Annotated in this window: 18 protein-coding genes and 3 tRNA genes; 19 read left to right on the forward strand and 2 right to left on the reverse strand. The window is 66.0% G+C overall.

Going from position 1 to position 24,685, the window contains the following annotated elements:
- Positions 1 to 105: 105 nt before the first annotated feature.
- Positions 106 to 1,233 carry a DNA/RNA non-specific endonuclease gene (locus AAK988_RS07110; RefSeq protein ID WP_369872546.1) on the reverse strand — a complete coding sequence of 376 codons (1,128 nt, stop codon included), beginning with the start codon at positions 1,231 to 1,233 and terminating at the stop codon, positions 106 to 108.
- Between the two features lie 366 nt (positions 1,234 to 1,599).
- Between AAK988_RS07110 and AAK988_RS07115 the strand changes: the two genes are divergently transcribed.
- The 5 genes from AAK988_RS07115 to AAK988_RS07135 all read left to right on the forward strand — a co-directional run bounded on the left by AAK988_RS07115 (position 1,600) and on the right by AAK988_RS07135 (position 6,613).
- Entirely contained in the window at positions 1,600 to 2,325 is a 726-nt protein-coding gene (locus AAK988_RS07115) for a tRNA threonylcarbamoyladenosine dehydratase (protein WP_369872545.1), read from the forward strand.
- Positions 2,326 to 2,375: 50 nt separating this feature from the next.
- Positions 2,376 to 2,452 (forward strand) — tRNA-His (locus AAK988_RS07120).
- Between the two features lie 77 nt (positions 2,453 to 2,529).
- Positions 2,530 to 2,605 (forward strand) — tRNA-Lys (locus AAK988_RS07125).
- 53 nt (positions 2,606 to 2,658) lie between these two features.
- Positions 2,659 to 4,443, forward strand: coding sequence for an NYN domain-containing protein (locus tag AAK988_RS07130; RefSeq protein WP_369880554.1), 1,785 nt, complete (start codon positions 2,659 to 2,661; stop codon positions 4,441 to 4,443).
- A gap of 127 nt (positions 4,444 to 4,570) precedes the next feature.
- Positions 4,571 to 6,613 carry a Na+/H+ antiporter gene (locus tag AAK988_RS07135; RefSeq protein ID WP_369880555.1) on the forward strand — a complete coding sequence of 681 codons (2,043 nt, stop codon included), beginning with the start codon at positions 4,571 to 4,573 and terminating at the stop codon, positions 6,611 to 6,613.
- A 134-nt stretch (positions 6,614 to 6,747) separates the two neighbouring features.
- Here the strand turns inward: AAK988_RS07135 and trpS are convergent, their stop codons facing one another.
- On the reverse strand, positions 6,748 to 7,806 hold the full coding sequence (gene trpS / locus AAK988_RS07140; RefSeq protein WP_016308530.1) for a tryptophan--tRNA ligase: 1,059 nt from the start codon (positions 7,804 to 7,806) through the stop codon (positions 6,748 to 6,750).
- A gap of 134 nt (positions 7,807 to 7,940) precedes the next feature.
- Between trpS and AAK988_RS07145 the strand changes: the two genes are divergently transcribed.
- The 14 genes from AAK988_RS07145 to AAK988_RS07210 all read left to right on the forward strand — a co-directional run bounded on the left by AAK988_RS07145 (position 7,941) and on the right by AAK988_RS07210 (position 24,630).
- Positions 7,941 to 8,015, forward strand: a tRNA-Val gene (locus AAK988_RS07145).
- Positions 8,016 to 8,082: 67 nt separating this feature from the next.
- Positions 8,083 to 9,276, forward strand: a complete 1,194-nt coding sequence (locus AAK988_RS07150) for a Fic family protein (RefSeq protein WP_369880556.1) — start codon at positions 8,083 to 8,085, stop codon at positions 9,274 to 9,276.
- On the forward strand, positions 9,260 to 11,434 hold the full coding sequence (locus tag AAK988_RS07155; RefSeq protein ID WP_369880558.1) for an ABC-F family ATP-binding cassette domain-containing protein: 2,175 nt from the start codon (positions 9,260 to 9,262) through the stop codon (positions 11,432 to 11,434). Before AAK988_RS07150 ends, AAK988_RS07155 begins: the two co-directional genes overlap by 17 nt.
- A gap of 159 nt (positions 11,435 to 11,593) precedes the next feature.
- The gene (locus AAK988_RS07160; protein ID WP_016308533.1) at positions 11,594 to 12,055 is read left to right on the forward strand and encodes a tRNA (cytidine(34)-2'-O)-methyltransferase; all 462 of its coding nucleotides are present in this window, start codon (positions 11,594 to 11,596) and stop codon (positions 12,053 to 12,055) included.
- 112 nt (positions 12,056 to 12,167) lie between these two features.
- Complete coding sequence (locus AAK988_RS07165) at positions 12,168 to 13,988, forward strand: cation:proton antiporter (protein ID WP_369880559.1); 1,821 nt, start codon at positions 12,168 to 12,170, stop codon at positions 13,986 to 13,988.
- A 121-nt stretch (positions 13,989 to 14,109) separates the two neighbouring features.
- Positions 14,110 to 14,790 (forward strand): site-2 protease family protein, encoded by a 681-nt coding sequence (locus AAK988_RS07170; protein WP_135970453.1) that lies wholly within the window; start codon positions 14,110 to 14,112, stop codon positions 14,788 to 14,790.
- 16 nt (positions 14,791 to 14,806) lie between these two features.
- Complete coding sequence (locus AAK988_RS07175) at positions 14,807 to 15,598, forward strand: segregation and condensation protein A (protein ID WP_289637006.1); 792 nt, start codon at positions 14,807 to 14,809, stop codon at positions 15,596 to 15,598.
- Between the two features lie 101 nt (positions 15,599 to 15,699).
- On the forward strand, positions 15,700 to 16,773 hold the full coding sequence (scpB, locus tag AAK988_RS07180; protein ID WP_369880560.1) for an SMC-Scp complex subunit ScpB: 1,074 nt from the start codon (positions 15,700 to 15,702) through the stop codon (positions 16,771 to 16,773).
- A gap of 297 nt (positions 16,774 to 17,070) precedes the next feature.
- On the forward strand, positions 17,071 to 17,898 hold the full coding sequence (locus tag AAK988_RS07185; RefSeq protein ID WP_369880561.1) for a pseudouridine synthase: 828 nt from the start codon (positions 17,071 to 17,073) through the stop codon (positions 17,896 to 17,898).
- Between the two features lie 300 nt (positions 17,899 to 18,198).
- Entirely contained in the window at positions 18,199 to 19,023 is an 825-nt protein-coding gene (gene panB / locus AAK988_RS07190; RefSeq protein WP_369880562.1) for a 3-methyl-2-oxobutanoate hydroxymethyltransferase, read from the forward strand.
- Between the two features lie 9 nt (positions 19,024 to 19,032).
- Complete coding sequence (gene panC / locus AAK988_RS07195; protein ID WP_151431158.1) at positions 19,033 to 19,884, forward strand: pantoate--beta-alanine ligase; 852 nt, start codon at positions 19,033 to 19,035, stop codon at positions 19,882 to 19,884.
- Between the two features lie 3 nt (positions 19,885 to 19,887).
- Complete coding sequence (locus tag AAK988_RS07200; protein ID WP_369872536.1) at positions 19,888 to 20,829, forward strand: ketopantoate reductase family protein; 942 nt, start codon at positions 19,888 to 19,890, stop codon at positions 20,827 to 20,829.
- Between the two features lie 148 nt (positions 20,830 to 20,977).
- Positions 20,978 to 23,275 carry a hybrid sensor histidine kinase/response regulator gene (locus AAK988_RS07205; RefSeq protein WP_369880563.1) on the forward strand — a complete coding sequence of 766 codons (2,298 nt, stop codon included), beginning with the start codon at positions 20,978 to 20,980 and terminating at the stop codon, positions 23,273 to 23,275.
- Complete coding sequence (locus AAK988_RS07210) at positions 23,272 to 24,630, forward strand: ABC transporter substrate-binding protein (protein WP_369872534.1); 1,359 nt, start codon at positions 23,272 to 23,274, stop codon at positions 24,628 to 24,630. Before AAK988_RS07205 ends, AAK988_RS07210 begins: the two co-directional genes overlap by 4 nt.
- The last annotated feature ends 55 nt before the right edge of the window (positions 24,631 to 24,685 follow it).

Below are 24,685 nucleotides of genomic sequence, written 5' to 3' on the forward strand. Positions count from 1 at the left end.
CTGGCTGCGGCCGGCCCAGTCGGCTTAGTCGCACTGCGGCGGAAGCGGTACCCTGATGGTGTTGCCGGCGGCATTGCGCCCAGCGGCCGGGCCCGCGCCGTGCCTCTAGGGGTTGCAGCGCTTGCAGGGGTCGAAGCCGCGGCCGATGATGTTCTCGCGAGTGTCGGTCACATCCTGGCGGTTCTTGGCGCTCATCTGATCCACCGAAGAGCAGCTGGGAACATGGAACTTCTTCGAGTTGGTGTTCAGCACGTACTCGGTCGTGCCCTTTTCGGTGGCAGCGCCGCTATCGGAGAGGGCTGTGCCACCGTCGGCGGAGCCCTTGGTGCCGGTGCCGTCGCCATCAGACGAGGCGTCGCCCCCGTCGCCGGAGACGTCGGGCAGGGGCGTGGCGTCCTCGGCGGCCATGTTCTCTCCGGTGCGGTAGTCGATGACCACGCCGGGCTGCACGTTGTAGACAAAGACGTTGAAGGCCACGCCGTCGCCGCCATCCTCTACGGATTCGGCCATCATGTGCACGCCGCGGGCCACCAGATCGTCGCCGTCGAAGACGGGGGTCGCGCGCATGAGCACATGGTTGCCCGTGGCGTGCACATAGTCGGCCACGGCGTTCTCGAAGGGCAGCATGCCCTCTACGTTCATATACCGGGTACCGGTGATGAGATTGCTCACGTTGGCGTTTTCGCCAGTCAGCTGGAAGCCGAGCAGATGACAGCGGTTGTAGAGGTACTTTCCGTCCACGAAGTCGTACTTGCCCATCTTCCAGCCCGTGGGCCTTACCTCGCCGATGGAGCCCCGCTCCTCGGTGGGCATGGTCTCGGTGCCCACCACGGCGAAGGTGGCGGTGCAGCGCCCGAGGGCGTCCAGCTCGCCGTAGAGCTCGGTGCCCGTGGCCGCCGCGCGCTCATCGTCGGTGAAGGCGGGTTCCCCGTCGTTCACATAGACATAGGGACTGCCGTCGTAGGCGGGCAGGTCGTGGTAGGCGGGGGTGCCGGATGCGCCGGGATCCTCAGCGGAGGGGGGCTTGACGGCTGTCTCGGGGAGGGCGGCGGCATCGGTCGCGCTCGACTCCGGTTCCTCGGAGGCCGAGTGCTCGACTGCTGGCGATTCGGGACCTGCCGCCGTCGGGGTTGTGATTTCGGCGCTCGTGCTGCAACCGGCAACGGTGCAGGTCAGGGCGATGGCTGCAAGTAGAGCCGCGAAGCGGGGGAGGGAAGGCGGCAAGGGTTTCACGACTGGGCTCCTTAGGTACAAGAAATAAGTTGAGACCCACCTTATCGCGAGCATTGCAGTTTGGGCGCGAGAAAATGGACAAAATCGCCTCGAGTGAGCTCTTTGTCGGGAAATAAGTGGTCTTTGAACGTGAAAAAATCAGCCTTTTCGGCTTGAGAAGAGGCATATTGGGCATAATGGGGCCCGAAAAAACAGGGATCGAGCTCACTCGAGGCGATTTTGTCCAAAAAGAGAGCATCTGCTCCACTAGGGGTCGCCTAAGCGGCCCCGAGCCCGGCCCGCTTGATCAAGGTTCCGGTGGCTTTCGGGTCGCGTTGTCTCGCCTGTCGGATTGGCCGCTCGGAACGACTGTCGATGGGAGAACCTATGGAAGATATCTTTGCCCGCACCCGCCTGCTGCTCGGCGACGAGGGCCTGGCGCGCCTGGCCGCGTCCCGCGTGGCCGTGTTCGGCGTGGGGGGCGTGGGGGGCTTTGCCGTCGAGGCCCTGGCCCGCAGCGGGGTGGGGGCTCTCGATCTGGTGGACAGCGACACGGTGGACTCAACGAACCTCAACCGCCAGATCATCGCCACGCTGCCAGCCGTGGGTCGCCCCAAGGTGGAGGTGGCCGCCGAGCGCGTGGCCTCTATCAACCCCGCCTGCACCGTGCGGGCCCATCGCTGTTTCTTCCTGCCCGAGACGACCGGCATCTTCGACTTCGCCGCCTACGATTACGTGATCGATGCCGCGGACACAGTGAGCGCCAAGATCGCCCTGGTGGAGGCGGCCCGGGCCGCGGGCATCCCCATCATATCGTCCATGGGCGCCGGCAACAAGCTGGACCCGACGGCCTTCCGCGTGGCTGACATCTTCGAGACCTCGGTGGATCCCCTGGCCCGGGTCATGCGCCGGGAACTGCGCCGCCGGGGCATAGACGGCCTGAAGGTGGTCTACTCCACCGAGTCGCCCCGTCCGCCCGCCGCCACCCCCGAAGCCGTCAAGGACGGCAGCCGTCCGGCCCCCGGCTCTGTGGCCTTCGTGCCCTCCGTGGCCGGCCTCATCCTCGGTGGGGAAGTGGTGCGAGATCTGGCGGGAGCGGTCGAGAAAAAATAGGTCTTGCGCAAACAGATGGATACGCCTATAATTCAGCCTTGCGCGAAATGGTGGGTGTGGCCTAGTTGGCTAAGGCGCCAGATTGTGGCTCTGGAGATCGTGGGTTCGAGTCCCATCATCCACCCCAGCGCGCTTGAAAATTGGGTCTTGCGTAAAGCTTCGCAATGATCTAAAATATCCAAGCGCTTTGCGCAGGCACGATGTGCTCCGTTAGCTTAGTTGGTAGAGCAGGGGACTCTTAATCCCAAGGTCGAAGGTTCGAGTCCTTCACGGAGCACCATTTTGAAACATCGAACTCCCGATCGGGAGTTCTTTTCATGTAAGGCTCCCATTATGGAAACCAAACCACTCAGCGAGACTTCCGACAAGCGCTTCGCGCTGCTCATCGATGCCGACAACGTGTCGGCCCGCTACATCAAGCCCATCCTGAACGAGCTGTCGAAGTACGGCACCGTCACCATCAAGCGCATCTACGGCGACTGGACGCTCACCCTCCACTCCAAGTGGAAGGACGCCCTGCTGGAGAACTCCATCACCCCCATCCAGCAGTTCGGCTACACCCAGGGCAAGAACGCCACCGACTCGGCCATGATCATCGACGCCATGGACCTCTTGTACACCGACAACGTGGACGGCTTCTGCCTCGTGTCGAGCGACTCCGACTTCACGCGCCTGGCCAGCCGCCTGCGCGAGAGCGGGCGCACCGTCATCGGCATGGGGGAGAAGAAGACCCCGGTGCCCTTCCGCCGTGCCTGCGATGTGTTCACCACCTTGGAGCTGCTCATACAGAACAAGCGCGAGCGCTCCGGCGGCTCGGGCGGGGGCAACGGCAGCGCCGTGCCTAAGGATGCCGTGGAGCAGGCCGTGGTGGACATCATTACCGACAACCAAAACAACGGGAAGGCCACGGGCCTCGGTGAGATCGGCAGCCGCCTGCAGAAGCGCTACCCCGACTTCGATGTGCGCAGCTACGGCACCAACCTGCTCTCGAAGCTGTTGGAGGAGTTCACGCGCGTGAACATCACCAAGGACCACAGCTCGGTCACCGTGGAGCTGGCTGAGGGCGGCGACGAGAAGCCCGCCCGCCCGTCCAGGGACAAGGGCGCCGCTCGGGAGAAGGGCGCTGCGAGCGAGGAGAGGGCCTCCTCGCGCAGAAGGGTGACTGCCGAGGGGTCGGAGGCCGGCGGCGAGGGGAAGGCTGAGGGGGCGGAGTCGGCAGACAAGGTCGACAAGGCAGACAAGGACGACAAGCCGGCCCGCGGCCGCAATCACCGCGGCACGCGCCGGGTGGCCGTCAAGGCCGGTGCCGCGGCCGAGGGCAGCGTCCCCGCCGCGGAGCCCGCGACGGAAGAGCCGGCCCCGGCCTCGGTCGACGATGTCGCCGAGGTTGCCCTCGAGGGCATTGAGGGTCCGCAGGCCACTCCGGCCGAGGCCGCCGAGCCTCAGCCGAAGCGCCGCTCTCGCCGCACGGCAGCCGCCCGCCCGGCCGAGGGCGCCGCCGGGGCTGCTCCCGAGGAGGCCGCGAAGGCCGCCGCGCCGGCCGAGGAGGTCCCGGCGGCCACTGGGGAAGAGGTCGCGCCGGAGCCCCTGCGCGACACGAAGCCGGGCCGCCGGGCCCGCGCCGAGCGCAAGGCCCGCGCCGACGCCGCCCGTACCCCGGTGCCCGCAGAGGTTGCGGCGGGGGATGCCGAGCCGGCCACGGCTCCTACGCAAGCTGCCCCCGCGAAGCCGCGCCGTCCCCGGAAGACGGCCGCTGCGGCTCCCGCGTCCACGGAGGCCCCGGCGGCCGCGGAGATCCCCAAGGGCGCCGAGGCCGAGGCTTCTTCAGAGGCGCATGAGGCCGCCCGGCCGAAGAAGCGCGCGCGGAAATCGCCGGCGAAGAAGGGGGCGCCCCAGCCGGCGGCCGATACGCCGGAGAGCTATATCCGCCAGATGGTGGCCGAAGCCGGGGAGGGGGGCATCATGCTCTCCACTATCACCGACCGTTTGCGGGCCCGCTTCAAGGACTTCAAGGTGCGCGACCTCGGGTATGCCCAGATGCGCCAGTACATGGCCGCCGTCGGGGATTACGACCTCGAGCAGAGCGGTCGCAACCTCCGCATCCGTCTCGCGAAGTAGGCGGCGCGGAGAGCCTCGGGTCTTGTTAATTTTGCCGAGTGCGGGCGCCCTTTCGCTGGAAAGGGCGCCCGTCCATGTTTTACAATAGCGTACTCCCGTCAACCTGCGTTCCAAAGGAGATGCATCTGTGGAAGCCCTGACCCTCGGCCTGCTCTTGCTTGCCGCCGTGCTGGCATCCTCCCTCATCGATCAGATCATCCCCCGCATATCGCTGCCTCTCATCCAGATCGCCATCGGGCTCGTTATCGCGCTTGTGGCTGGCGGCGATGTGAAGGTTACCCTCGATCCCGAGCTCTTCTTGGTCATGTTCATCGCGCCTCTGCTCTACGACGAGGCGAAGCACGCCGACAAGCAGGCCCTCTGGCGCGAGCGCCAGCCGGTGCTGTCTTTGGCCATCGGGCTCGTGGTGGCCACCACCCTCGTCATCGGCTTTTTGCTCCACGCCTTTGTGCCCTCCATCCCCCTGGCGGCGGCCTTCGCCCTGGGCGCGGCCCTCGGCCCCACCGATGCCGTGGCCGTGTCGTCCCTGTCCAAGTCGGTGGACATCCCCAAGCGCCAGGCATCCATGCTCAAGGGAGAGCTGCTGCTCAACGATGCCTCGGGCATTGTGTCCTTCCAGTTCGCCATCGCCGCCGTGCTCACCGGCTCGTTCTCCCTCGTGAACGCCAGCGTGGACTTTCTCGTGGAATTCGTCGGCGGCCTGCTACTCGGCGTGGTCCTCGGCCTCATCGGCAACGGGGTGGTGCGCCGCGCCCGCTCCATCGGCGTGGAGAACACGAACTTCCACGTCCTGTTCGAGGTGCTCATTCCCTTCCTCATCTACCTGGTGGCCAACGTCTGCCACGTGTCCGGCGTCATTGCCGTGGTGGTAGCGGGCCTCATTAACGTCACGTCGCCGAAGGGGGTCATCGGGCCGTCGGTCTCGCGCATGAACATCGTCTCCGGCAGCGTGTGGCACGTGCTCACCTACGCCCTGAACGGCATCGTGTTCGTGCTGCTGGGCACCCAGCTGCCCCTGGCTATGCAGGAGACGTGGGAGAACGTGCGCATCACGAACTCCACCCTGGTGCTGCTCGTGCTCGGACTCACCTTCGTCCTTCTGGCAACCCGCTTTCTCTGGGTGCTCGTCATGGATCTCGTCCACGTGCGCCGCGTCCAGCATCGTCGCTTCACGGGCCGCGACGTGCGCAGCGCCCTCATCACGACCTTCTCGGGCGCCAAGGGCACCATCACGCTGTCCATCATGTTCTCCCTGCCCACCTACGCGGTCATCGGGCCGCCCAACGTGCCCTTCCCCCAGCGCGAGCTGCTCATCTTCCTCGCCTGCGGCGTGATCGTGTGCACGCTGCTGCTGGCCACGTTCGTCGTGCCGCTCTTGGCCCCGGCCCGCGACGAGGGGGAAGACGAGCAGCGCCGGGCTGACCAGGATGCCGCCACCACCATGGATATTATGCGCCAGGTCATCGAGATGCTCACGGCTCAGCAGAACGCGGAGAACAGCGCCGAGACCCAGGCTGTCATTCGCTCTTACAACGACCGCCTGTCCCGCATCAAGGCCAACAACGGCATCGAGGACGAGCCCAACGTGGCCCTGCGCTTGAAGGCCCTCGGCTGGGAGTACGATCGGGCCATGGAGCTCATGGAGCGCGGTGTGGTCTCCGGTGTGGTGGCCTATCGCTATATGGGGCGCCTCGAACAGGTGATGGATCTTCTGGAGCATGGTCGCGGCCGCGGGCGGCTGCGGCGCTGGAACGGCCGCTTCCGGGCCTTGTGGCACCGGGGCCTGCGGGCGGTGCTCCGGGAGCTGCCGGGCAACACCGCCCTAGCCGAGCGCACCGAGGACATGCGCTGGCTGCAGACGGCCACGCGCACCTACGCCATTGAGCATTTGGAAGAGGCCGTGGCCTCCAGCCAGGTGCCCACCGAGGACGCGGCCACGCTGCTCGTGGAGTACCAGCGCTCGGTGGCGGCCCTCCACAGCGCCCGGCCATCGGTGACCTCTGTCATCAAGGTGGACGATCTGGCCGACGGCATCAAGCGCCGCGCCTACGCCTTCGAGCTGGAGCAGATCCAAGACGCCTACGAGGATGACCGTCTCTCCCGCGCCCATGCCCAGCGTATGCGCGAGAGCGTGCAACTCATGCAGATGGATTTTGAGGACACGGTCTAAGGCGTTCGGGCGCGGAGCCCTGCGGTCGACCCGGAGCCTCGTTTCCGGCTGCCGCTCTTCGCCCCGCCCCTCCTCCGCATGCAAAAAGGCCCGCGAGACATCTCGCGGGCCCTCGTCGTTCAGGGGGGTGGGCGCTAGTACACCATGCCCATGGCCTCGCGCACCTCATCCAGGGTGGCGTTGGCCATCTCGTTGGCGCGGCGGTTGCCCTCGTGCAGGATCTCGCGCACCAGCTCCGGCTTGCCCTCCAGCTCACGGCGGCGCTCGCGGATGGGGGCCAGGTAGCTGTTCACCGACTCGGTCACGTAGCGCTTCAGCGCCCCTGCGCCGTCGCCCGCGATCTCAGCGGCGATATCCTCCTCGGTGCGGCCCGTGGTGAGCGCGGCAGTGGTAAGCAGGGCCGACACGCCGGGACGGTTCTCCTTGTCGAAGGTGATCATGCGCTCGGAGTCGGTCTGGCTCTTCTTGATGAGCTTGGCCGTCTCCTCCTCGGTGGCCGACAGAGCGATGGCATTGCCGTAGCTCTTCGACATCTTGCGGCCGTCGAGGCCGGGAATCTCCACGGCCTCGGTCAGAAGACCGTGGGGCTCGGGGAAGATGCGGCCGTAGCGCTCGTTGAAGCGGCGGGCGATGAGGCGCGTCTGCTCGATGTGGGGCAGCTGGTCTTTGCCCACGGGCACGATGTTGCCCTTGCAGAACAGGATGTCGCAGGCCTGGTGCACCGGGTAGCTGAGCAGAAGGCCGGTGAGCGCGTGGCCCGAGGCCTCCTGCTCGGCCTTCACCGTGGGGTTGCGCATTAGCTCGGCCTCGGTCACCAGCGACAGGAAGGGGAGCATGAGCTGGTTGAGGGCAGGCACGGCCGAATGGGTGAAGATGACGGTCTTCTCCGGATCGACGCCGCAGGCCAGGTAATCGATGACCATGTTGTGCACGTTGTCGGCGATGTTGGCCGTGGTGTCGCGGTCGGTGATGACCTGGTAGTCGGCGATGATGATGTTCGTGCGAATGCCCATGTTCTGGTGGGCCACGCGCTCCTTGATGGTGCCGAAGTAGTGGCCCATGTGCAACCGGCCCGTGGGACGGTCGCCCGACAGCATGGTGTATTTCTCGGGATGCAGGGGCAAATCGGCGTTGATCTCGTCGCTGATCTTCTTAGAAGCGAGGAAGGTCTCGCTGGTCATATCGCTCGCCATCGGTGCTTTCTTCTCCTTTGCGATGGAATTGTGAATATGTTGAGACAGTATACAAGATTACCCCTTGCGCATTGGCTGAAACCTGTGTATTATATTTAGCCGTCGCAAGTCACTCAGTGAGTTGCGCATGATCCGGTCGCTTGGCTCAGCGGGAGAGCATCGCCTTCACACGGCGGGGGTCACAGGTTCAAATCCTGTAGCGACCACCATAACTCACAGGCCCCTCTACGGAGGGGCCTTTTTCATGTCCGGGCGTCGAAGGAAGGGGCTGCCGCCATGACCGACATGAAGCCCTGGGCCTTCGAGCTGGAGGCCTACATCCGCGAAGGCGAGCCCGACCGTGCTCGCAAAGCCGAGGTATGGCAGACCGCCATCGGTCTGCAGGCAGTGGATGGGCTCGAGGTGTCCGAGTATCTTATCGATACGGCCAAAGAGCACATCGAGGGCAAGATCGACTCCCTCGATGCTCGTCGGCGCATCGACGGCTATTACGAGCAACGGCGCTCGCGCGGAATTGCTGAGGAGGACATCGAGGAGGCCGATAAGGTTTCCCAGCGTATTGCCGAGATACTTGGCGAGGATACCTTCCAGTTTTCCCCAGCGGCTCTCATGGCGATTCATAAGAGGCTCTTTACGGGTATTATCAAAGGCGCTGGCGAGGTGCGGTCCTATAACATCACGAAGAAGGAATGGGTTTTGGCCGGTGAAACCGTGCTCTACGCTCCATGCGAATTGGTGTGGGAGAGCCTGAAGTACGATTTCGAGCAGGAGGCTTCGTTCTCTTATGCCGATGTGTCCCTTGCTGAAGCGGTGGCCCATATTGCCAAGTTCGCGTCTGGCATCTGGCAGATTCATCCCTTTCGCGAGGGCAACACGAGAACGACGGCGGTGTTCGTTATCAAGTACCTGAGTTCCAAAGGGCTTGTCGTAACCAACGACGAATTCAAGGAGCATTCCTGGTATTTCCGCAACGCGCTGATGAGGGCGAACTATACTGACTTTCAGAAAGGCGTTCATGCGACGTTCCGGTATCTGGACCGGTTCTTCGAGAATCTCCTTTTAGGGGCGAAACACGAGTTGAAGAATCGCTATCTCCATGTTGATTACCGGCAGATGGCGAATGGAGAGGAGTCTCAAAGTGCATCGGCGGCGGTCCCAAAGTGCAATACTTGGGGGGCTGGTTGCACTTTAGATTGCACTTTGGACGAGCTGGCTGTATTGAGGCTGCTTGCGGCCGACGGCTCGCTCACGCAGAAAGCTCTGGCGTCCCAACTCGGCATTTCGGAGCGCACCGTGAAGACGCGCACCGTCCGGCTTCAAGAGAAGGGCCTGCTGAGGCGCGACGGCGGTAAGCGCAGCGGTCGTTGGATAGTGTCGGACGAGGTAGAGGCGGCCCTGCAAATCAAAGAAAAGGTATCGGTATCCAACGATATTTCCAAGGAAGATTCCCATCATGATCCTGCAAACTGAACATCTTTCCAAGGCCTACGGCGGCCGCGTGCTGTTCCACGACGTCACTTTCCGGTTGGAGGAGTTCGACCGGCTGGCGCTCGTGGGGCCTAACGGTGCGGGCAAGACGACGCTTCTGAACATCATCTCCGGCGAGGACGACCCGGACGAGGGCCGCGTGCTCTTCGCCAAGGGGGCCCGGGTGGGCTACCTGGAGCAGGAGGCCATCGAGATGGGGGACTTGCCCGTCTTCGAGGAGGTCATCTCGTCCCAGACCGAGGTGCTCGAGGCCGAGCGTCGCCTGCACAAGCTGGAGGCCGAGCTGGGACCTGCGCCCACCGAGGCGCAGCTGGCGGCGGTGGGGCGGGCGCGGGACGCCTACGAGATGCTTGGCGGCTACTCCCTGGAATCGAAGGTGCGCAGCGTGCTGTTCGGCCTCGGGTTCACCGAGGGGGACATGGCGCGCTCTACCACGGAATTCTCCGGCGGCTGGCAGATGCGCATCGCGCTCGCGAAGCTGCTCATCCGCAACCCCGAGGTGCTGCTGCTCGACGAGCCCACCAACCATCTGGACTTGGAGTCGGTGAAGTGGCTCGAGGGCTTTCTGCGCGGCTACGCCGGCACCGTCATCGTGGTATCCCACGACCGCGCCTTCATGGACAATATGGTGGACCGCGTGGCCGAGATCGACAACGGCCAGGTGAACCTGTACAAGGGCAACTACTCGAAGTACCTCGTCATGCGCGAGGAGCGCCTGGAGCGCCTGCGGGTCGAGCGGGCCAAGCAGCTAGAGGAGATCGCGCACCTCCAGGCCTTCGTCGATCGCTTCCGCTACAAGGCCACCAAGGCCAAGCAGGCTCAGGAGCGCGAGCGGCGCATCGAGAAGATCAAGGAGACGCTGCCCGTTATCCCCGAGGAGAAGAAGACCGTGCACTTCAACTTCGTGCAGCCGCCGCGCACCGGCGACGAGGTGGTGCGGGCCCGCGGCCTCGTGAAGCGCTACGGCGATCATACGGTCTACGACGGGGTGGACTTCACGATGTACCGCGGCGACAAGGTGGCGCTCGTGGGGCCCAACGGCGCGGGCAAGTCCACGCTTTTGAAGATGATCGCGGGGGTGGAGAAGCCCGACGGGGGCACCATCGATTACGGCGTGAATGTGGATCTGACTTACTACGCCCAGCACCAGCTGGAAGAGCTGCACGCGGGCAACACCGTCTTCGAGGAGCTGGACCACGCTGCTCCCGGCTGGTCCATCTCCCAGGTGCGCAGCCTGCTCGGCGCCTTCCTGTTCACGGGGGACGCCGTGGAGAAGAAGGTGGGCGTGCTCTCGGGCGGCGAGAAGGGCCGGCTCGCCCTGGCGAAGATGCTCGTGGCGCCGAAGCCCCTGCTCTGCCTCGATGAGCCGACGAACCACCTGGACATCTCGTCAGCCGATATCCTGGAGCAGGCCCTGCGCCACTTTGAGGGCACCATCCTGTTCATCACCCACGACCGGCACCTCATCCGCGGGGTGGCCAACCGCATCGTGGAGGTGAAGGACGGCCGCATCACCAACTACGACGGCGACTACGACTACTACCTGTACAAGTCGGGGCAGCTGGAAGGCGACGCGAGCGCCGACCGCACGCTGGTGGACGAGGCCCTCTCCGACGGGGGCATCCACGGGAAGGGGAGCGCCGCTGCCCCCGAGAAGCGCGCGCCCGGCGGCGCTGCGCCCACGAAGATCACCGTGAACCGCCGCCGCGACCGCGACGGGGGCAACGGGGCTGCTCCTAGTGCCGCGTCGGCCCGCGGCGGGGCTGCGTCGGCCGCAGCGGCGGCCGGTACGGCGGGCGGGGGCGAGGTGCAGCTCACGGCCCCGAAGGGCAGCGCTCCCAAGACCAAGGAGCAGAAGCGCCGCGAGGCCGAGGCCCGCAACCGCGCCTACGCCGCCCTGAAGAACCACCGCAAGCGCATCGCCCAGCTCGACGAGCAAATGGAACGGGACAACGCCCGCATGGAGGAGCTTTTGGCCCTCATGGCCGACCCCGACTTCTACGTGAACGAGGACGCCTCCTCCGACGCCATCGCCGAGCACGCCAAGCTTAAGGCACGCTTGGCCGCCGCCGAGGAGGAGTGGTTCACGCTCACCGAGGAGCTGGAAGCGGAAATGGCGCGTCAGCAGGAGCAAGCGTAATTTGCAGCTCCTCGAGGTCGGGCTACGGGGTAATGCTCAGTCGCTCAGACAGTCCTCGCTCGGCGAAACAGTCCACTGGACTGTTTCGTTCGCTGCGGAACTCGCTTGGTGAGCACCACCCCGTATCCCTCTACACGTTGACTAGGTTGAGGTAGAGAGATGCTGAACATCGTATTGGTTGAGCCGGAGATTCCCCAGAATGCGGGGAATATCGCTCGTACGTGCGCGTGCACGGGGAGCCGGCTGCACCTCATCGAGCCCATGGGGTTCCGCCCTACCGAGAAGAACCTGAAGCGGGCCGGGTGCAACTACTGGAACGACGTGGACATCGTGCGATGGCCCTATCTCGGGGCGTTTCTGGAGGCCCACGGGGAAGACGAGCTGCACCTGTTCACCGGCGCCGCGTCGCGCACCTATGCGGAAGTGGCCTATGGACCTGATGCGTTTCTGCTGTTCGGACGCGAGAGCCGCGGGCTGGATGCCGACCTCATCGAGCGCTTCGCCGATGAGTGCGTGCGCATTCCCATGGGCGCCGGGCTCGACTCGCTCAACGTTTCGAACGCGGTGGCCATCGCCGCCTACGAGGCCCTGCGCCAGCAGGATTTCCCCGGCCTTTCCTGAGATGCCCCGCTCCCGAGCGACAAGGTGCGCTCGCAGAAGCGCCCCGGCGGCTTCCGAGCTTATTCGCTAAGGTATTCCGAAACTTTTCCGTCGCATAAGGAGCTGGTACGCGTTGCAGACCTTCGAGCTGATTTTGTTTCTGTTGGCGGCGGTCATCGCCTCCAGCATCCTGGACAAGTTCCTGCCGCGGGTGTCGCTGCCGCTCGTGCAGGTGGCCCTGGGCGCCGTTATCGCGGCGGCTGTGGCCACGCCGCTGGAATGGGGGATCGACCCGGAGCTTCTGCTCATCCTGTTCATCGCGCCGCTGCACTTCAACGAGACGCGCCATGTGGATTCCGGAGCGCTGTGGAAGAACCGCTGGGGTATCGCGTCGCTGTCGGTGGGGCTCGTCTTCGCCATCGTCATCGCCTGCGGGGCGACGCTGCACGCCCTGGTGCCGGCGATTCCGCTTGCGGCAGCCTGCGCGCTCGGCGCGGCCATGGGCTCCACCGATGCCGTGGCGGTGACGGCGCTCACCCACGACCGCCGCTTCGGGAGCCGCCACGAGGCGTTGCTCAAGGGCGAGGCCCTGTTCAACGATGTGACCGGCACGGTGATCTTCCAGTGCTGCGTGACGCTTCTGGCCACCGGCGCGTTCTCGCTTGTGCACGCGGGCGAGGAGTTCGCGCTTGATCTGTTCGGCGGCTTTACGGGCGGCCTGGTCATGGGCGTGCTCGCCTGGGGGCTTCTGGAGCTCATCCGCCGCACTGGGCTCGATACCCCCACGCTTCACGTGATGCTGGAGCTGCTCCTGCCCTTCGTCATCTATCTGACGGCGAAATCGCTGCATATCGGAGCGGTCATTGCCGTGGTGGCCGCGGGGCTCGTCATATCGCTTTTGCCGCAGCGCCACACCGTGGCCACCGCGCGCACGAAGCTTCAGGCCGCTGGCGTGTGGCAGACCTTGGAGTTCGTGCTCAACGGCATCATCTTCGTCATCCTCGGCATGCAGCTGCCGCGCCTGCTCGCGCCGGCGGCCGAGGGGAGCCTGGGGAATCCAGCGGCGCTGCTCGGTGTGGTGGCAGTGCTCACGGTAGTGCTGGAGGGCGTGCGCTTTCTGTGGCTGCTCGCCATGGACGCTCTGGCCGCGGCGAGGGCCGGGCGCGCTGCGGCGTCCTGCCTGACGGCGCAAGCCCTGCGAGGCACGCTCGCCGTGGCCTTTGCGGGCGCCAAGGGCGGCATCACCCTCTCGCTCATGCTGACGCTTACGGCCGCTGGCGCGCTTTCCGCTGCCGACCGCTCGATGCTCGTCTCCGTGGCCTCGGGCATGATCGTGCTCACGCTCGTTCTGGCCGACTTCGCTGTACCCGCCCTCGTTCCTTCGAAGCGCTCGGCGGCCCGCTCGCGCGATCGAGTGGATGCCGAGGTCGTCCTGATCTTGGAGGTGATCGCCTCCATTCGGGCCGACGCTCCTTTCACAGGTGCCGTGCGCGCGGGCGAAGAGGCTTCCGCGGGTGCGCCTGCGACCATCGACGAGCCGGCCACGGTCATCGTCATGCACCGCTACGCCGAGATATTGGAGGATCTCGCTCCCGCGGCATCGGCCGCCGCAGCCGCCCGCGCCCGCGCCGAGATCGCCCGGGTGGGGGATTTGTACGACCGCATGGACGCTCTCAGTCGGGCTGCCGCCCAGTGGGATGGCGAGACCGAGGACGACGAGGCAGGGGAGGGCCCGGTTGGAGCGGGACCGTCCGACGCCGATGCCGCCGGCGGCCTTACGGGCTACTTCCAGGCCCTGCGCGCTACCTACGAGGCCGTGGAGGACGTGCAGTCCCAGGCTCTTGCTCGCGAGCTGCAGCTCATCAAGCAGATGCGCGAGGCGGGCGTGATCGACGCGGCCCACGCCAAGGAGCTCCGCAACGACGTGTACATCCAGCAGCTGACGCTCGACTAGCGCTCCGCGAGGTTTCCGGGCTGGCATCGGACTGCCCAGCTACGCTCGCTCGTCGGCGGTTTCTGTGGGTTCGCCATGGCAGCGGGGCGGCGGCGGGCGCGGTGCGCTACACTGTCGGGCTATGGTTAACATCGCGTACATCATCTGCTCGGTTTTAAGCTTTGTGCCCGCCCTCGTGCTGCACGAGGTGGCCCACGGCTTCGCCGCCTACAAGCTGGGAGACCCCACGGCCAAGGCGTCGGGCCGCCTGTCTCTGAACCCGCTGAAGCACATCGACCCCTTCGGCACGGTCATCCTGCCCGCTATGCTCATGCTCATGGGCTGGCCGGTGTTCGGCTACGCCAAGCCCGTGCCCTACAACCCGCGCTACTTCAAAGATCCGCGCCGCGACGACGTCATCGTGGGCCTTGCCGGGCCGGCGGCCAATCTGGCTATGGCGGCCATCGCGGCGGCGGTGGCCTGGGGCTGCTCGGGGCTTGTGGCCAACCCCGCCTTCGCCAACAGCGAGCTGTTCGCCTATTTCTACGTGATGTTCTTACCCACGTTCGCGCTTATCAACCTGTACCTCATGTTCTTCAACTTGCTGCCCATCCCGCCGCTGGACGGCTCTTCCATCTTCGCCATCCTTTTGCCGGCGAAGTACCTGCCGAAGTACTACCAGATCCAGCAGTATGCCTTCCCGATCTTCATGATCGCCATGGTGGTAGTGCCCTACGTGTTCCACTTCAACCCGTTCTCGTGGTATCTGGGGGCGACGGCCGGCAACCTGTTCGATCTGATGTTCCCGCCGTTCTTCTCCTAAAGGCGCGCGACCGATCATGTCCTACAAGGTTCGCATCGACAGTTTCGAGGGCCCCTTCGATCTCTTGCTGTACCTGGTCAGCCGCCAGAAGGTGGATATCGGGGCTATTTCCATCACCGAGATCGCTGACCAGTACCTCGAAGAGGTGTCCCGCATGGACAGCCTCGATCTGGACGTGGCGAGCGACTTTCTCCTCGTGGCCTCCACGCTGCTGGAGATCAAGGCCCAAAGCCTCATCCCCCGCGAGCGCACCGAGCTGGACGAGGAGTTCGCCGAGCTGGCTCCTTCCGAGGCCCGCGACATCCTGGTCGAGCGGCTCATGGAGTACAAGAAGTACAAGAACGCCGCCGCCGTGCTGTACAACCGCTTCATCGCCGAGGGCCGCATGCATACGCGCCCCTTCGGGCCCGACGCGTGCTTCCTGGGCCTCATGCCCGACTTTCTGGCCGGCGTCACCGTGGACGCGCTGGCCTACCAGGCGGCCACGGCGCTGGCCCGGCGCGAGGTGTTCCTGCTGGAAAGCGAGCATATCGCCGCCAAGCCCATCCCCGTGGAGGTACACGTGCGGGCCATTCACCAGCGCATCCGCAACCGCAAGAAGATGCGGTTCTCGGAGCTGGTGGGGCCCGAGACGCCTAAGGAGGTGCTGGTCGTCACGTTTCTGGCCATTCTCGAGCTGTACAAGCGGGTGATGGTGAATCTCGTGCAGGACGAGGCCTTCGGCGACATTGCCATCGACTACATCGAGGGCTCCGGCGAGCTACATTTGGAAGGCGACGACGCACTGACTTCGGTGGGCGAGGCCTGAGGGGCGCATCCGCCCGCGGCGCGAGCTGCCCGGAGGCGGCGGAGCGCGCCGCTGCCTGGCGGGCCGCGCTGACGCTGAGAAGAGCAACGAAGGGATAGACGATGTTTCAGGGATTGCAGGAGCACCAGCTGACGGGGGCCCTGGAGGCCATGCTGTTCGTGACCGACGAGCCGGTGGGTACCATCGCCCTGGCCGAGATGCTGGAGTGCGCGCCCGGTTCGGTGGAGGCGGCCCTCGTGGCCCTGCGCGAGAAGCTGGAGCGCGATGGCTCTGGCATCCAGCTGCGCGAGGTGGCCGGCGGCTGGCGGCTGTTCACCCATCCAGCCTACCACGAGCTCATCGAGAAGTACGTGCTGTCCTGGGATACCCGCAAGCTGTCGGCGGCGGCCATGGAGACCTTGGCCATCGTGGCCTACACCCAGCCAGTGACCCGCGCCGGGGTGGCCAGCGTGCGCGGCGTGAACTCCGACAGTCCCATCAACTCCCTGGTGGAGAAGGGGCTCGTGCGCGAGGTGGGCACGGCCGACACCCCGGGCAACCCCACCCTGTACGGCACCACCCGCGGCTTCCTGGAGAAGTTCGGCCTGCGCAGCCCGGCCGATTTGCCCGATCTGGCTGATTTCGCCCCCGACGAGGAGACGCGCCGGCTCATCACCGAGCGTCTGAGCGCTACCCGCGAGGATGTGGCCGTAAGCGATGAGCAGGCTCGCGGCATGGCCCGGGCCCTCATGGGGGAGGACACGGCCGAGGGCGACGGCGAGGCGCTGCTCCTCGATGAGGAGATGTACGCCGGCCTGGATGCCGCCGCCGCGTCGCTGACCGAGGCGCTGGATGCCGAGTGCGCCGGGACGGCCGAGCGCGCGGGGGCTGGCGAGGAGGGGCCTGAAGGCGAGAGCGCGTTCGGGGCGGCTGCGGATGTCGCGGGCGGCGAAGGCCCTGGGACGGTGGCCGCGACCGTCGGAGGGACCGCTGGCGAGTCGCGAGTTGTTCGCGCCGAGGAAGCCGCCGGCGAATCGCGGGCTGTTCGCGCCGGGGAAGCAGCTGGCGAATTGCGGGCCGCCCGTCCCGGTGAGAAGTCCGCCGAGGCGATGTTCGCCGAAGCCATCGCCTCGACCCTCGGGGTGGTGGATAAGATCGATTTCGATTCCCTCACCTTCGAGACCGACGATGAGTAGGGAGTTTTGCTCCTCTTGCCCGCGAAATTGTGCAGCAAACTCCGCGAAGTAGATAGGGTGCAACGGTGTTGTCTCTAATAAGTAGCAAACGGTTAACCGCCATCTGGGGAAATAATCCTCTTCGGAGCTCTCTTTTGGGCTTCGCGGCGCGAGAAGATCGCGGCGGTGTCTATCTCGCGGAGTTTGCTGCGCAAAAAAGGCCGTTCCAGATACAAGAGCGGGGTGCTTCCCGCAAAAGGCGAATACTCCAGCAGATTTTGAATACGACCGGAAAACGAGAATCGGGAAGGCGTTGGAATGGCTGAGATGCGCCTGCAGAAGTTTCTGGCACGGGCCGGGGTGGCCTCGCGCCGTCATGCCGAGGCCCTGATCGCCGCGGGGCATGTGACGGTCAACGGTGCGGTGGTAACCGAGATGGGCACCACGGTGGATCCCTCCGCCGATGCGGTGGCCGTGGATGGTGCGCCGGTGGCGCTTCCCGAGGAAGGGGCCACCTTTATGCTGCACAAACCGGCCGGCTTCGTGACCACTATGAGCGATCCCCAAGGTCGGCCCACGGTGGCCGCGCTCATGGCCGACCCGCTGGCTGCGTACCCGGCGCTCTTTCCGGTGGGAAGGCTCGACGCCGACACCACGGGACTGCTCCTGTTCACCACCGACGGCGAGCTGGGCCATGGGCTTCTGCATCCACGTCGCCATGTGGACAAGACCTATTTGGCGCTTGTGGAGGGCCGTCTGAACGACTACGATTTGCGTCGTCTGCGCGAGGGCCTCATGCTGGACGACGGGCCCACGCTGCCGGCTGGGGCCCGTTCGCTCGTCGGCGACGAGGCGCGGCGGGCCGAGCGGCTCATCGGGTCGGATGCGGCCGCGAGCGGTCGGCGCCAACGCCATGGCGGCAAGCGCAGCCGCGCCGCTCTGGCGGGGAAGGGCTCTTATGTGGAGGTGCGTCTGCGCGAGGGCCGCAAACGCCAGGTGCGCCGTATGCTGGAGGCGGTGGGGCATCCGGTCATCGCGCTGCACCGCGAGGCGTTCGGCCCGCTCGAGTTGGGAGACGTGCCCCGAGGCGAGGCGCGCCAGCTGACCGATGCCGAGGTGGCGGCCTTGAAGGAACTCGCTTCCTAGCAGACGTGCTTTCGCCGGATTGGCCCTCGATGCCGATTCGGCCGGTCGCTTCCTGTTCAGGGCGCCCCGGGCCCGGCTGTTCGCGACCGTCCGTCCGTGCTGCGGCGTTCGCCCACGCGCACCCATGCTGAGGAGGCTTCGCTCCATAGGCGGCATTCATGACGGTATCGGCAAATCTGATCGAAACGCTCGTTATTTCCCCTTGTGCCGCCCCCTGCGGCGGCTATAATACGCGCCAGTGAAGGATACCGCTGCACCGGGAACAGGGTCTCGGGCGGCAGGATCGCAAAGGAGGCGCTCATGAGCGTTACGGTTTCCACATTCCAAACCATGAAGCAAAAAGGCGAGAAGATCTCGATGATTACGGCCTACGACTACACCACGGCGCGCCTGGTGGACGAGGCAGGCATCGACTCCATCCTCGTCGGCGACTCCCTCGGCAACGTGATGCTGGGTTTGGGCGACACGGTGTCGGTGACCATGGAGGACATGATCCACCACGGCGCGGCGGTGGCCCGCGGCACGAAGAGGGCGCTCGTCGTCGTGGACATGCCGTTCATGTCCTATCAGGCGAGCGTGTACGACGCGGTGGTGAACGCCGGCCGCCTTATGAAGGAGGGCCGCGGCAATGCCGTGAAGCTGGAGGGCGGCGTGGAGGTGGCCGACCGCATCCGCGCCATCGTGGCCGCCCAGATTCCCGTCTGCGCCCACATCGGGCTCACGCCCCAGGGCATCAATGCGCTCGGCGGCTTCAAAGTGCAGGGCAAGACCGCCGATTCGGCCCGCAAGCTGCTGGAAGACGCCCGTGCCGTGGAAGAGGCCGGCGCCTTCGCCGTGGTGCTGGAGGCCATTCCCGCCGAGCTGGCCGCGCGCGTGTCGGCTGAGCTGACCATCCCCACCATCGGCATCGGGGCCGGGGCCGGCTGCGACGGCCAGGTGCTCGTGAACCAGGACATGTTGGGCACCTTCACCGACTTCACGCCGAAGTTCGTGCGTCGCTTCGCCGAGGTGGGCGAGGTCATGAGGGGCGCCTACATCGAGTACGACCGCTGCGTGAAGGACGGCACGTTCCCTGCCCCCGAGCACTGCTACGCCGCTCCGGCCGGCGTGCTCGAGAACCTGTAGGAGGCCACCATGGAGATCATCGAAACCGTTGGGTCCATGAAGGCCCGAATCGCCGCTTGGAAGGCCGCGGGGCTCACCGTGGGGCTCGTTCCCACCATGGGGTCGCTCCACGCCGGCCACGAGAGCCTGATGGACGCGGCCCGCGCTGCCTGCGACCGCGTGGTGGTGTCGGTGTTCGTGAACCCGCTGCAGTTCGGGCCCGACGAGGACTTCGACGCCTATCCCCGCGACATCGATCGCGACGGCGCCATCTGCGATGCCCATGGGGTGGACGCGGTGTTCCATCCCACAGCCGAGGAGATGTATCTGCCGGCCCACAACACCTACGTGGTCATGGAAACGCTGACCGACGCCCTGTGCGGCGCCTCGCGCCCGGGGCACTTCCGGGGCGTGTGCACCGTGGTGACGAAGCTGTTCAACATCGTCCAGCCCGACCGGGCCTTCTTCGGTCAGAAGGACGCCCAGCAGCTGGCCATCATCAAGCGCATGGTGGCCGATCTGAATATGAACGTGGCCGTGGTGGGTTGTCCCATCGTGCGCGAAGAGGACGGTCTGGCCAAAAGCTCGCGCAACGCCTACCTGTCGCCCGAGGAGCGCCAGGCGGCCCTCGTGCTGTCCCGCGCCATCCGCGCCGGCGAGGCGGCCGTGGCCGCCGGCGAGCGCGACGGGGCGGCCCTGCGCGCCCTTATGGCGGCCATTGTGGAAGCCGAACCGCTCGCCCGCATCGACTACATCGAGGTGGTGGACGGCGCCACCATGCAGCCGACCGACCGCATCAGTGCCTCGGCCCTGATCGCCATGGCCGTCTACATCGGCTCCACGCGCCTCATCGACAACTTCCTGTACGAGGAGGGGAAATAGGCCATGGGCGCGGTCAAGCGCGTTGCCATTGTGGGGTTCGGGTCGCTCGGGGCCATGTACGCCGGCTGCTTCGGCCGGGCCATGGGCGCAGGCGGCGTGTTCGTCGTGGCCGATGAAGCGCGCACTGAGCGCTACCGGGCCGAGCCCACCGTGTTCAACGGCGAGCCCATCGCCGCCACCTACCTCACCTATGCCGAGGCCGCCGCCCAGGTCGCCGAGACTCCCTTCGACGTGGTGCTCTACGCGGTGAAGTACGGCGCCCTGGCCGAGGCCATGGAGCAGTCGGTGCCGCTCGTGGGGCCCGACACCGCCATCATCTCGGTGCTCAATGGGGTGACGAGCGAGGAGGTGCTCGCCGAGCGCTTCGGGTGGGACCGGGTGCTTCTGTGCGTGGCCCAGCAGATGGACTCCCGCAAGGTGGGCCCGGTGGTCACCGCCGGCTGCGTGGGGGTGCTCGCCCTGGGCGTGCGCGACGGCGAAAGCCCGGTGCAGCGGGCGAACCTCGCGCGGGTGACCGCCTGGCTCTCCGCCATCGACCAGCCGTTCATCTGCCCTAAGGATATCCGCCACCAGCTGTGGGGCAAGCTCATCTGCAACGTGGGGGTGAACCAGGCCTGCGCGGTGTACGACTGCTGCTTTGACGGCATCCACGCCCCCGGCGAGGCCCGCGAGGCCATGATCGGGGCCATGGGGGAGGTGGCCGCGGTGGGCCGGGCCGAGGGCGTGGACCTCACCGATGCGGACGTGGCCTATTGGCTCGACATCATCGACCACCTGAACCCTGCGGGCATGCCCTCCCTGCGCCAGGATGTGCTGGCCCGCCGGCCCACTGAGGTGGAGCTGTTCAGCGGCACCATCAACCGCCTCGGCGCCGCCCACGGCATTCCCACGCCGGTGAACGAGCGCTTCTACGCTGCCATCAAGGCGCTGGAAGCGAGCTGGTAGAGAAGCGTCCGCATCTTCTCAGTGGGGCCGCTCCGCCGAGGGACGGCCCCGTTGCCTTCCTCTCTCACCTGGCCGTCCTTTGAGCCTGCGGCCGTTCAGTGTTACACTGTCGTTGGGAAAACGTCATCAGCCGGACAAGAGGATGCCCGTGAACCGAGGAAAGTACATCGCCATCGTGGCCGTAACGGTGCTGCTGATCACGGGGGCCGCCTGCGTGTATCTGGCGCAGCTGTCGGCCACGGTGAGCAACAACCTCATGACCTCGGTGGACGAGATTTCCCGCCATGACGTGGAGACCATCGAGGGCGCCTTGGATGACGCCTACGGGCGGTTGGACGCGGTGGTCAAGCGCATGGGGGTCTACGAGGTGCGCGACGTGCACGAGGCCCAGGAGCAGCTGAATTTGGAAGCTGCCTCGTCTAATTTGTTCAACGCCCTGTACCTCATCGACGATCAGGGCGTTCTCTACAGCAGCTCCTATCTCGTGCTGGATGCCGACGAGCACAGCTACGATGAGCTGCTCAGGGGAGAGCGCGGCCATTTCGCCACGCTGTACGACGACGAGATGGGGCGCTTGGAAACCACCAAGGAGTCGCTCATCTTCGGCGTCGATCTGGACAACCTGCGCATCGGCGAGCACACCTTCGTGGGACTGCTCGGCCGCAGCGACCTGTCGGCCATCTCCAACCAGCTCGTCATCGAGAGCTTCGGCGACCAGGGCGTTTCCAGCGTGGTGGACGCCGAGGGGTACTACATCGTCAGCGCCAGCCCCGCCACCGACCTGGCCGGTCGCGACAACTTCTATGCCATGCTGGAATCCGGCTCCATCGAGGGCGGCGTCACCATCGAGGACGTGCGCCGCAACATCGCCGAGGGGGCCAGCTTCGTCATCAACTGCACGACCGGGGAAGGGGAGCGGCTCGTCATGTCCTTCGCGTCGGTGGAGGGCACTGCCTGGTCGTTCATCATGGCCGTGCCCACCGAGGTGTTCGCCCAGCGCTTCGCCCCGTTCATGGCCCTTACGGTGGGCATGATCACGGCCACCCTCGTGGTGGTGGGCATCATGATGGCCCTCATCCTGCGCTTCGTGCGCCAATCGGCGCGCGCCCGGGCCGAAGTGGCCGCCCGCACCGAGTTCCTCTCCAACATGAGCCACGAGATCCGCACGCCCTTAAACGGCATCATCGGCCTGAACCACCTGATGGAACGCCATATCGACGACAGGGAGGCCATGGCCGGCTACGTGAGCCGGCTCGGCAAGGCGGCCCAGTACCTGCTCTCGCTCGTGAACGACATCTTGGACGTGTCGAAGCTGCAGGCGGGGAAGGTGACGCTCGTCCACGAGCCCTTCGACGCGATCGGGATGATCGAGAACGTGTGCGCCATGCAGCGCGAGCCCGTGGAGGTGCGCGGCATTCGCTTCGAGCGGAATTGCGACGGGGTGAGCCGCCCTCATCTGGTGGGCGACGAGGTGCGCATCAGCCAGGTGCTCATGAACATCCTGTCCAACGCCGTGAAGTTCACCCCCGAGGGCGGCACCATCACGCTGACGGCGAGCGAGTTCGTGGCCGCGTCGGGGCGCGAGGCCCAGCTGACCATTGCCGTTGCCGACACCGGCTGCGGCATGACGCCGGAATTCCAGCGGCAGATCTTCGACGTGTTCACCCAGGAGCGCAACAGCAACAGCGAGTCCCAGAAGGGCACCGGGCTCGGCATGTCCATCAGCTACCTGCTGGTGCAGCAGATGGGCGGCACCCTGACGGTGGAGAGCACGCTGGGCGAGGGATCCTGCTTCACGGTGAAGCTGCCCCTGCCCCTGGATCCGGCCCGCTGCGACGACACGGCGGCTGAGGGGGCTGCGGGGCAGGCGGCCGAGGAGCCTTCTGCGGAAGAAGCGGCCCGCGCGGAGGCGGCGGGCACGGCGGTTGCGGTTGGGAAAGCTACCGCTGGGGGAGCGGATGCCGATTCTGCGAACGTGAGAGCTGCCGCAGCCGAGGGTGCGAATGCAACGACAGGTGAGCTGGCGGCCGCCGAGGCGTCTGAGTCGATCGCGAGCGCGCCGGTGGAGATCCTCGTGGCCGAGGACAACGAGCTGAACGCCGACATCATCGCGAGCATCCTCACCGAGGAGGGCTTCGCGGTCACGGTGGCCTGCAACGGCGCCGAAGCCGTGGCCGCCTTCGAGGCGTCGGCGGCGGGACACTTCGCCGCCATCTTCATGGATGCCCAGATGCCGGTTATGGACGGCTACGCGGCGGCCCGGGCCATCCGCGATCTGCCCCGCGACGATGCGGGCACGGTGCTCATCTTCGCCTGTACCGCCTCCACGTTCGAGGAGGACCGCCGCCGGGCCTTAGATGCGGGCATGGATGATTTCCTGCCCAAGCCCCTGAACGTTGGACTCATGCTGCAGAAGTTGGAAGCCGTGCGAAAGGGGATGTCATGAGCGAGACGGGCCGCCGAGTTTACTGGACGGATCGTTTCCTGACCCGGCGCGGTTTCGTGGCCGCAACGGCGCTGGGGGCCTGCGCCGCGGCGGGGCTGCATGCCTGCGCACCATCGAGGGAAGAGCCCGTGCACCTCGTGGTGAAGGTGCCGCGCACCGGTCACAGCGTCGTCTTCGACGAGAGCATCACCCAGGTGGAGACCGTCATTCAGGCCATGGCCGACGACTTCGCCGCCACCTACGAGGCCCGGCCCGTGGAGGTGGAGGTCATCGTATTCGAGCAGAACCAGTACGACGAGGCTGTGACCGACTCCTTCGATACCGACAAGGCACCCGACGTGCTCTACGGCGACTACTTCAACACGTCCACCTATGTTCATACCGGGCGCGTGGTGCCGCTGGACGACATCATCGCGCCCGACCTGCGCGCCGATGTGTCCGATTACCTGTGGGACGCCAGCACCGTGGAAGGCCGCGTGTACCTGATGCCCTATCTGGCGCGGCAGAACGTGCTCGGCTACAGCAAGGAGCTGTTTCGCCGGGCGGGTCTGGACCGCTTCATCGCCGAGGGGAGCATCGCCGCTTGGTCGCTGGATGAGTGGACCCATATCCTGGATACCTTGGCCGCCGAGCTGCCCCGGGGCACCTTCCCGCTGATGATGTACGCCGCCTCGCCCCAGGGCGACACCCATATCATGACGCTGCTGCGCTCGGCGGGCTCGTCCTTCTACGACGAGACGGGGCATTTCGCCCTCTCGCGGCCCGAGGGCGTGGCGGCTCTGCGCTGGATTCAGGAGGGGGTGGGCCGCGGGTGGTTCCCGCCCCACGCCGAGAACCTGGAGATCGAGGACTGCTCCAGCCTGTTTCGCGCCGGCCAGCTGGCCATCTACATGGTGAACAACGCCTCCATCACCCGCTATGGCGACACAGTGGGGCTCGTGAACTTCCCCGGGCCCGACGAGGACGGCTGCGCCACCACCTTCGTCTCGGGCTTTCAGGTGTTCGACAACGGCGATGAGACGTCCGTGCAGGTGGCGAAGGACTTCATCTCCTTCGTCTACGGCAGCGATCGCTGGCTCGACTTCGCCGCCGGGGCCCTGCCGGCATCGAACCGCGTGGCCGAGCGCTACGGCGACGCCATTCCCGCCTACGATCTGTTCGTCGGCAACATCGGCAACGTGGTGGACTTCACCGGTGACACCCCCGACACCCTGGCCGTGCGCGAGGCCTTCCACCTCTGCATCCGCGATTTGCTCATGGGCAAGGTAACGCCCGAAGAGTGCGCCGCCGCCCTCGATGAGCGCTGCAACGCCGCCATCGACGAGGGCTGGGCCCAAAGCCGCCTGCACGAGTAGGGGAGCGGGGCGCGGCCCGGGCGCGGGTCCCGCTCGTCCTCCGTCGTTCGCGGGG

The sequence above is a fragment of the Adlercreutzia muris genome (assembly GCF_041223505.1).
Lineage (GTDB): Bacteria > Actinomycetota > Coriobacteriia > Coriobacteriales > Eggerthellaceae > Adlercreutzia > Adlercreutzia muris.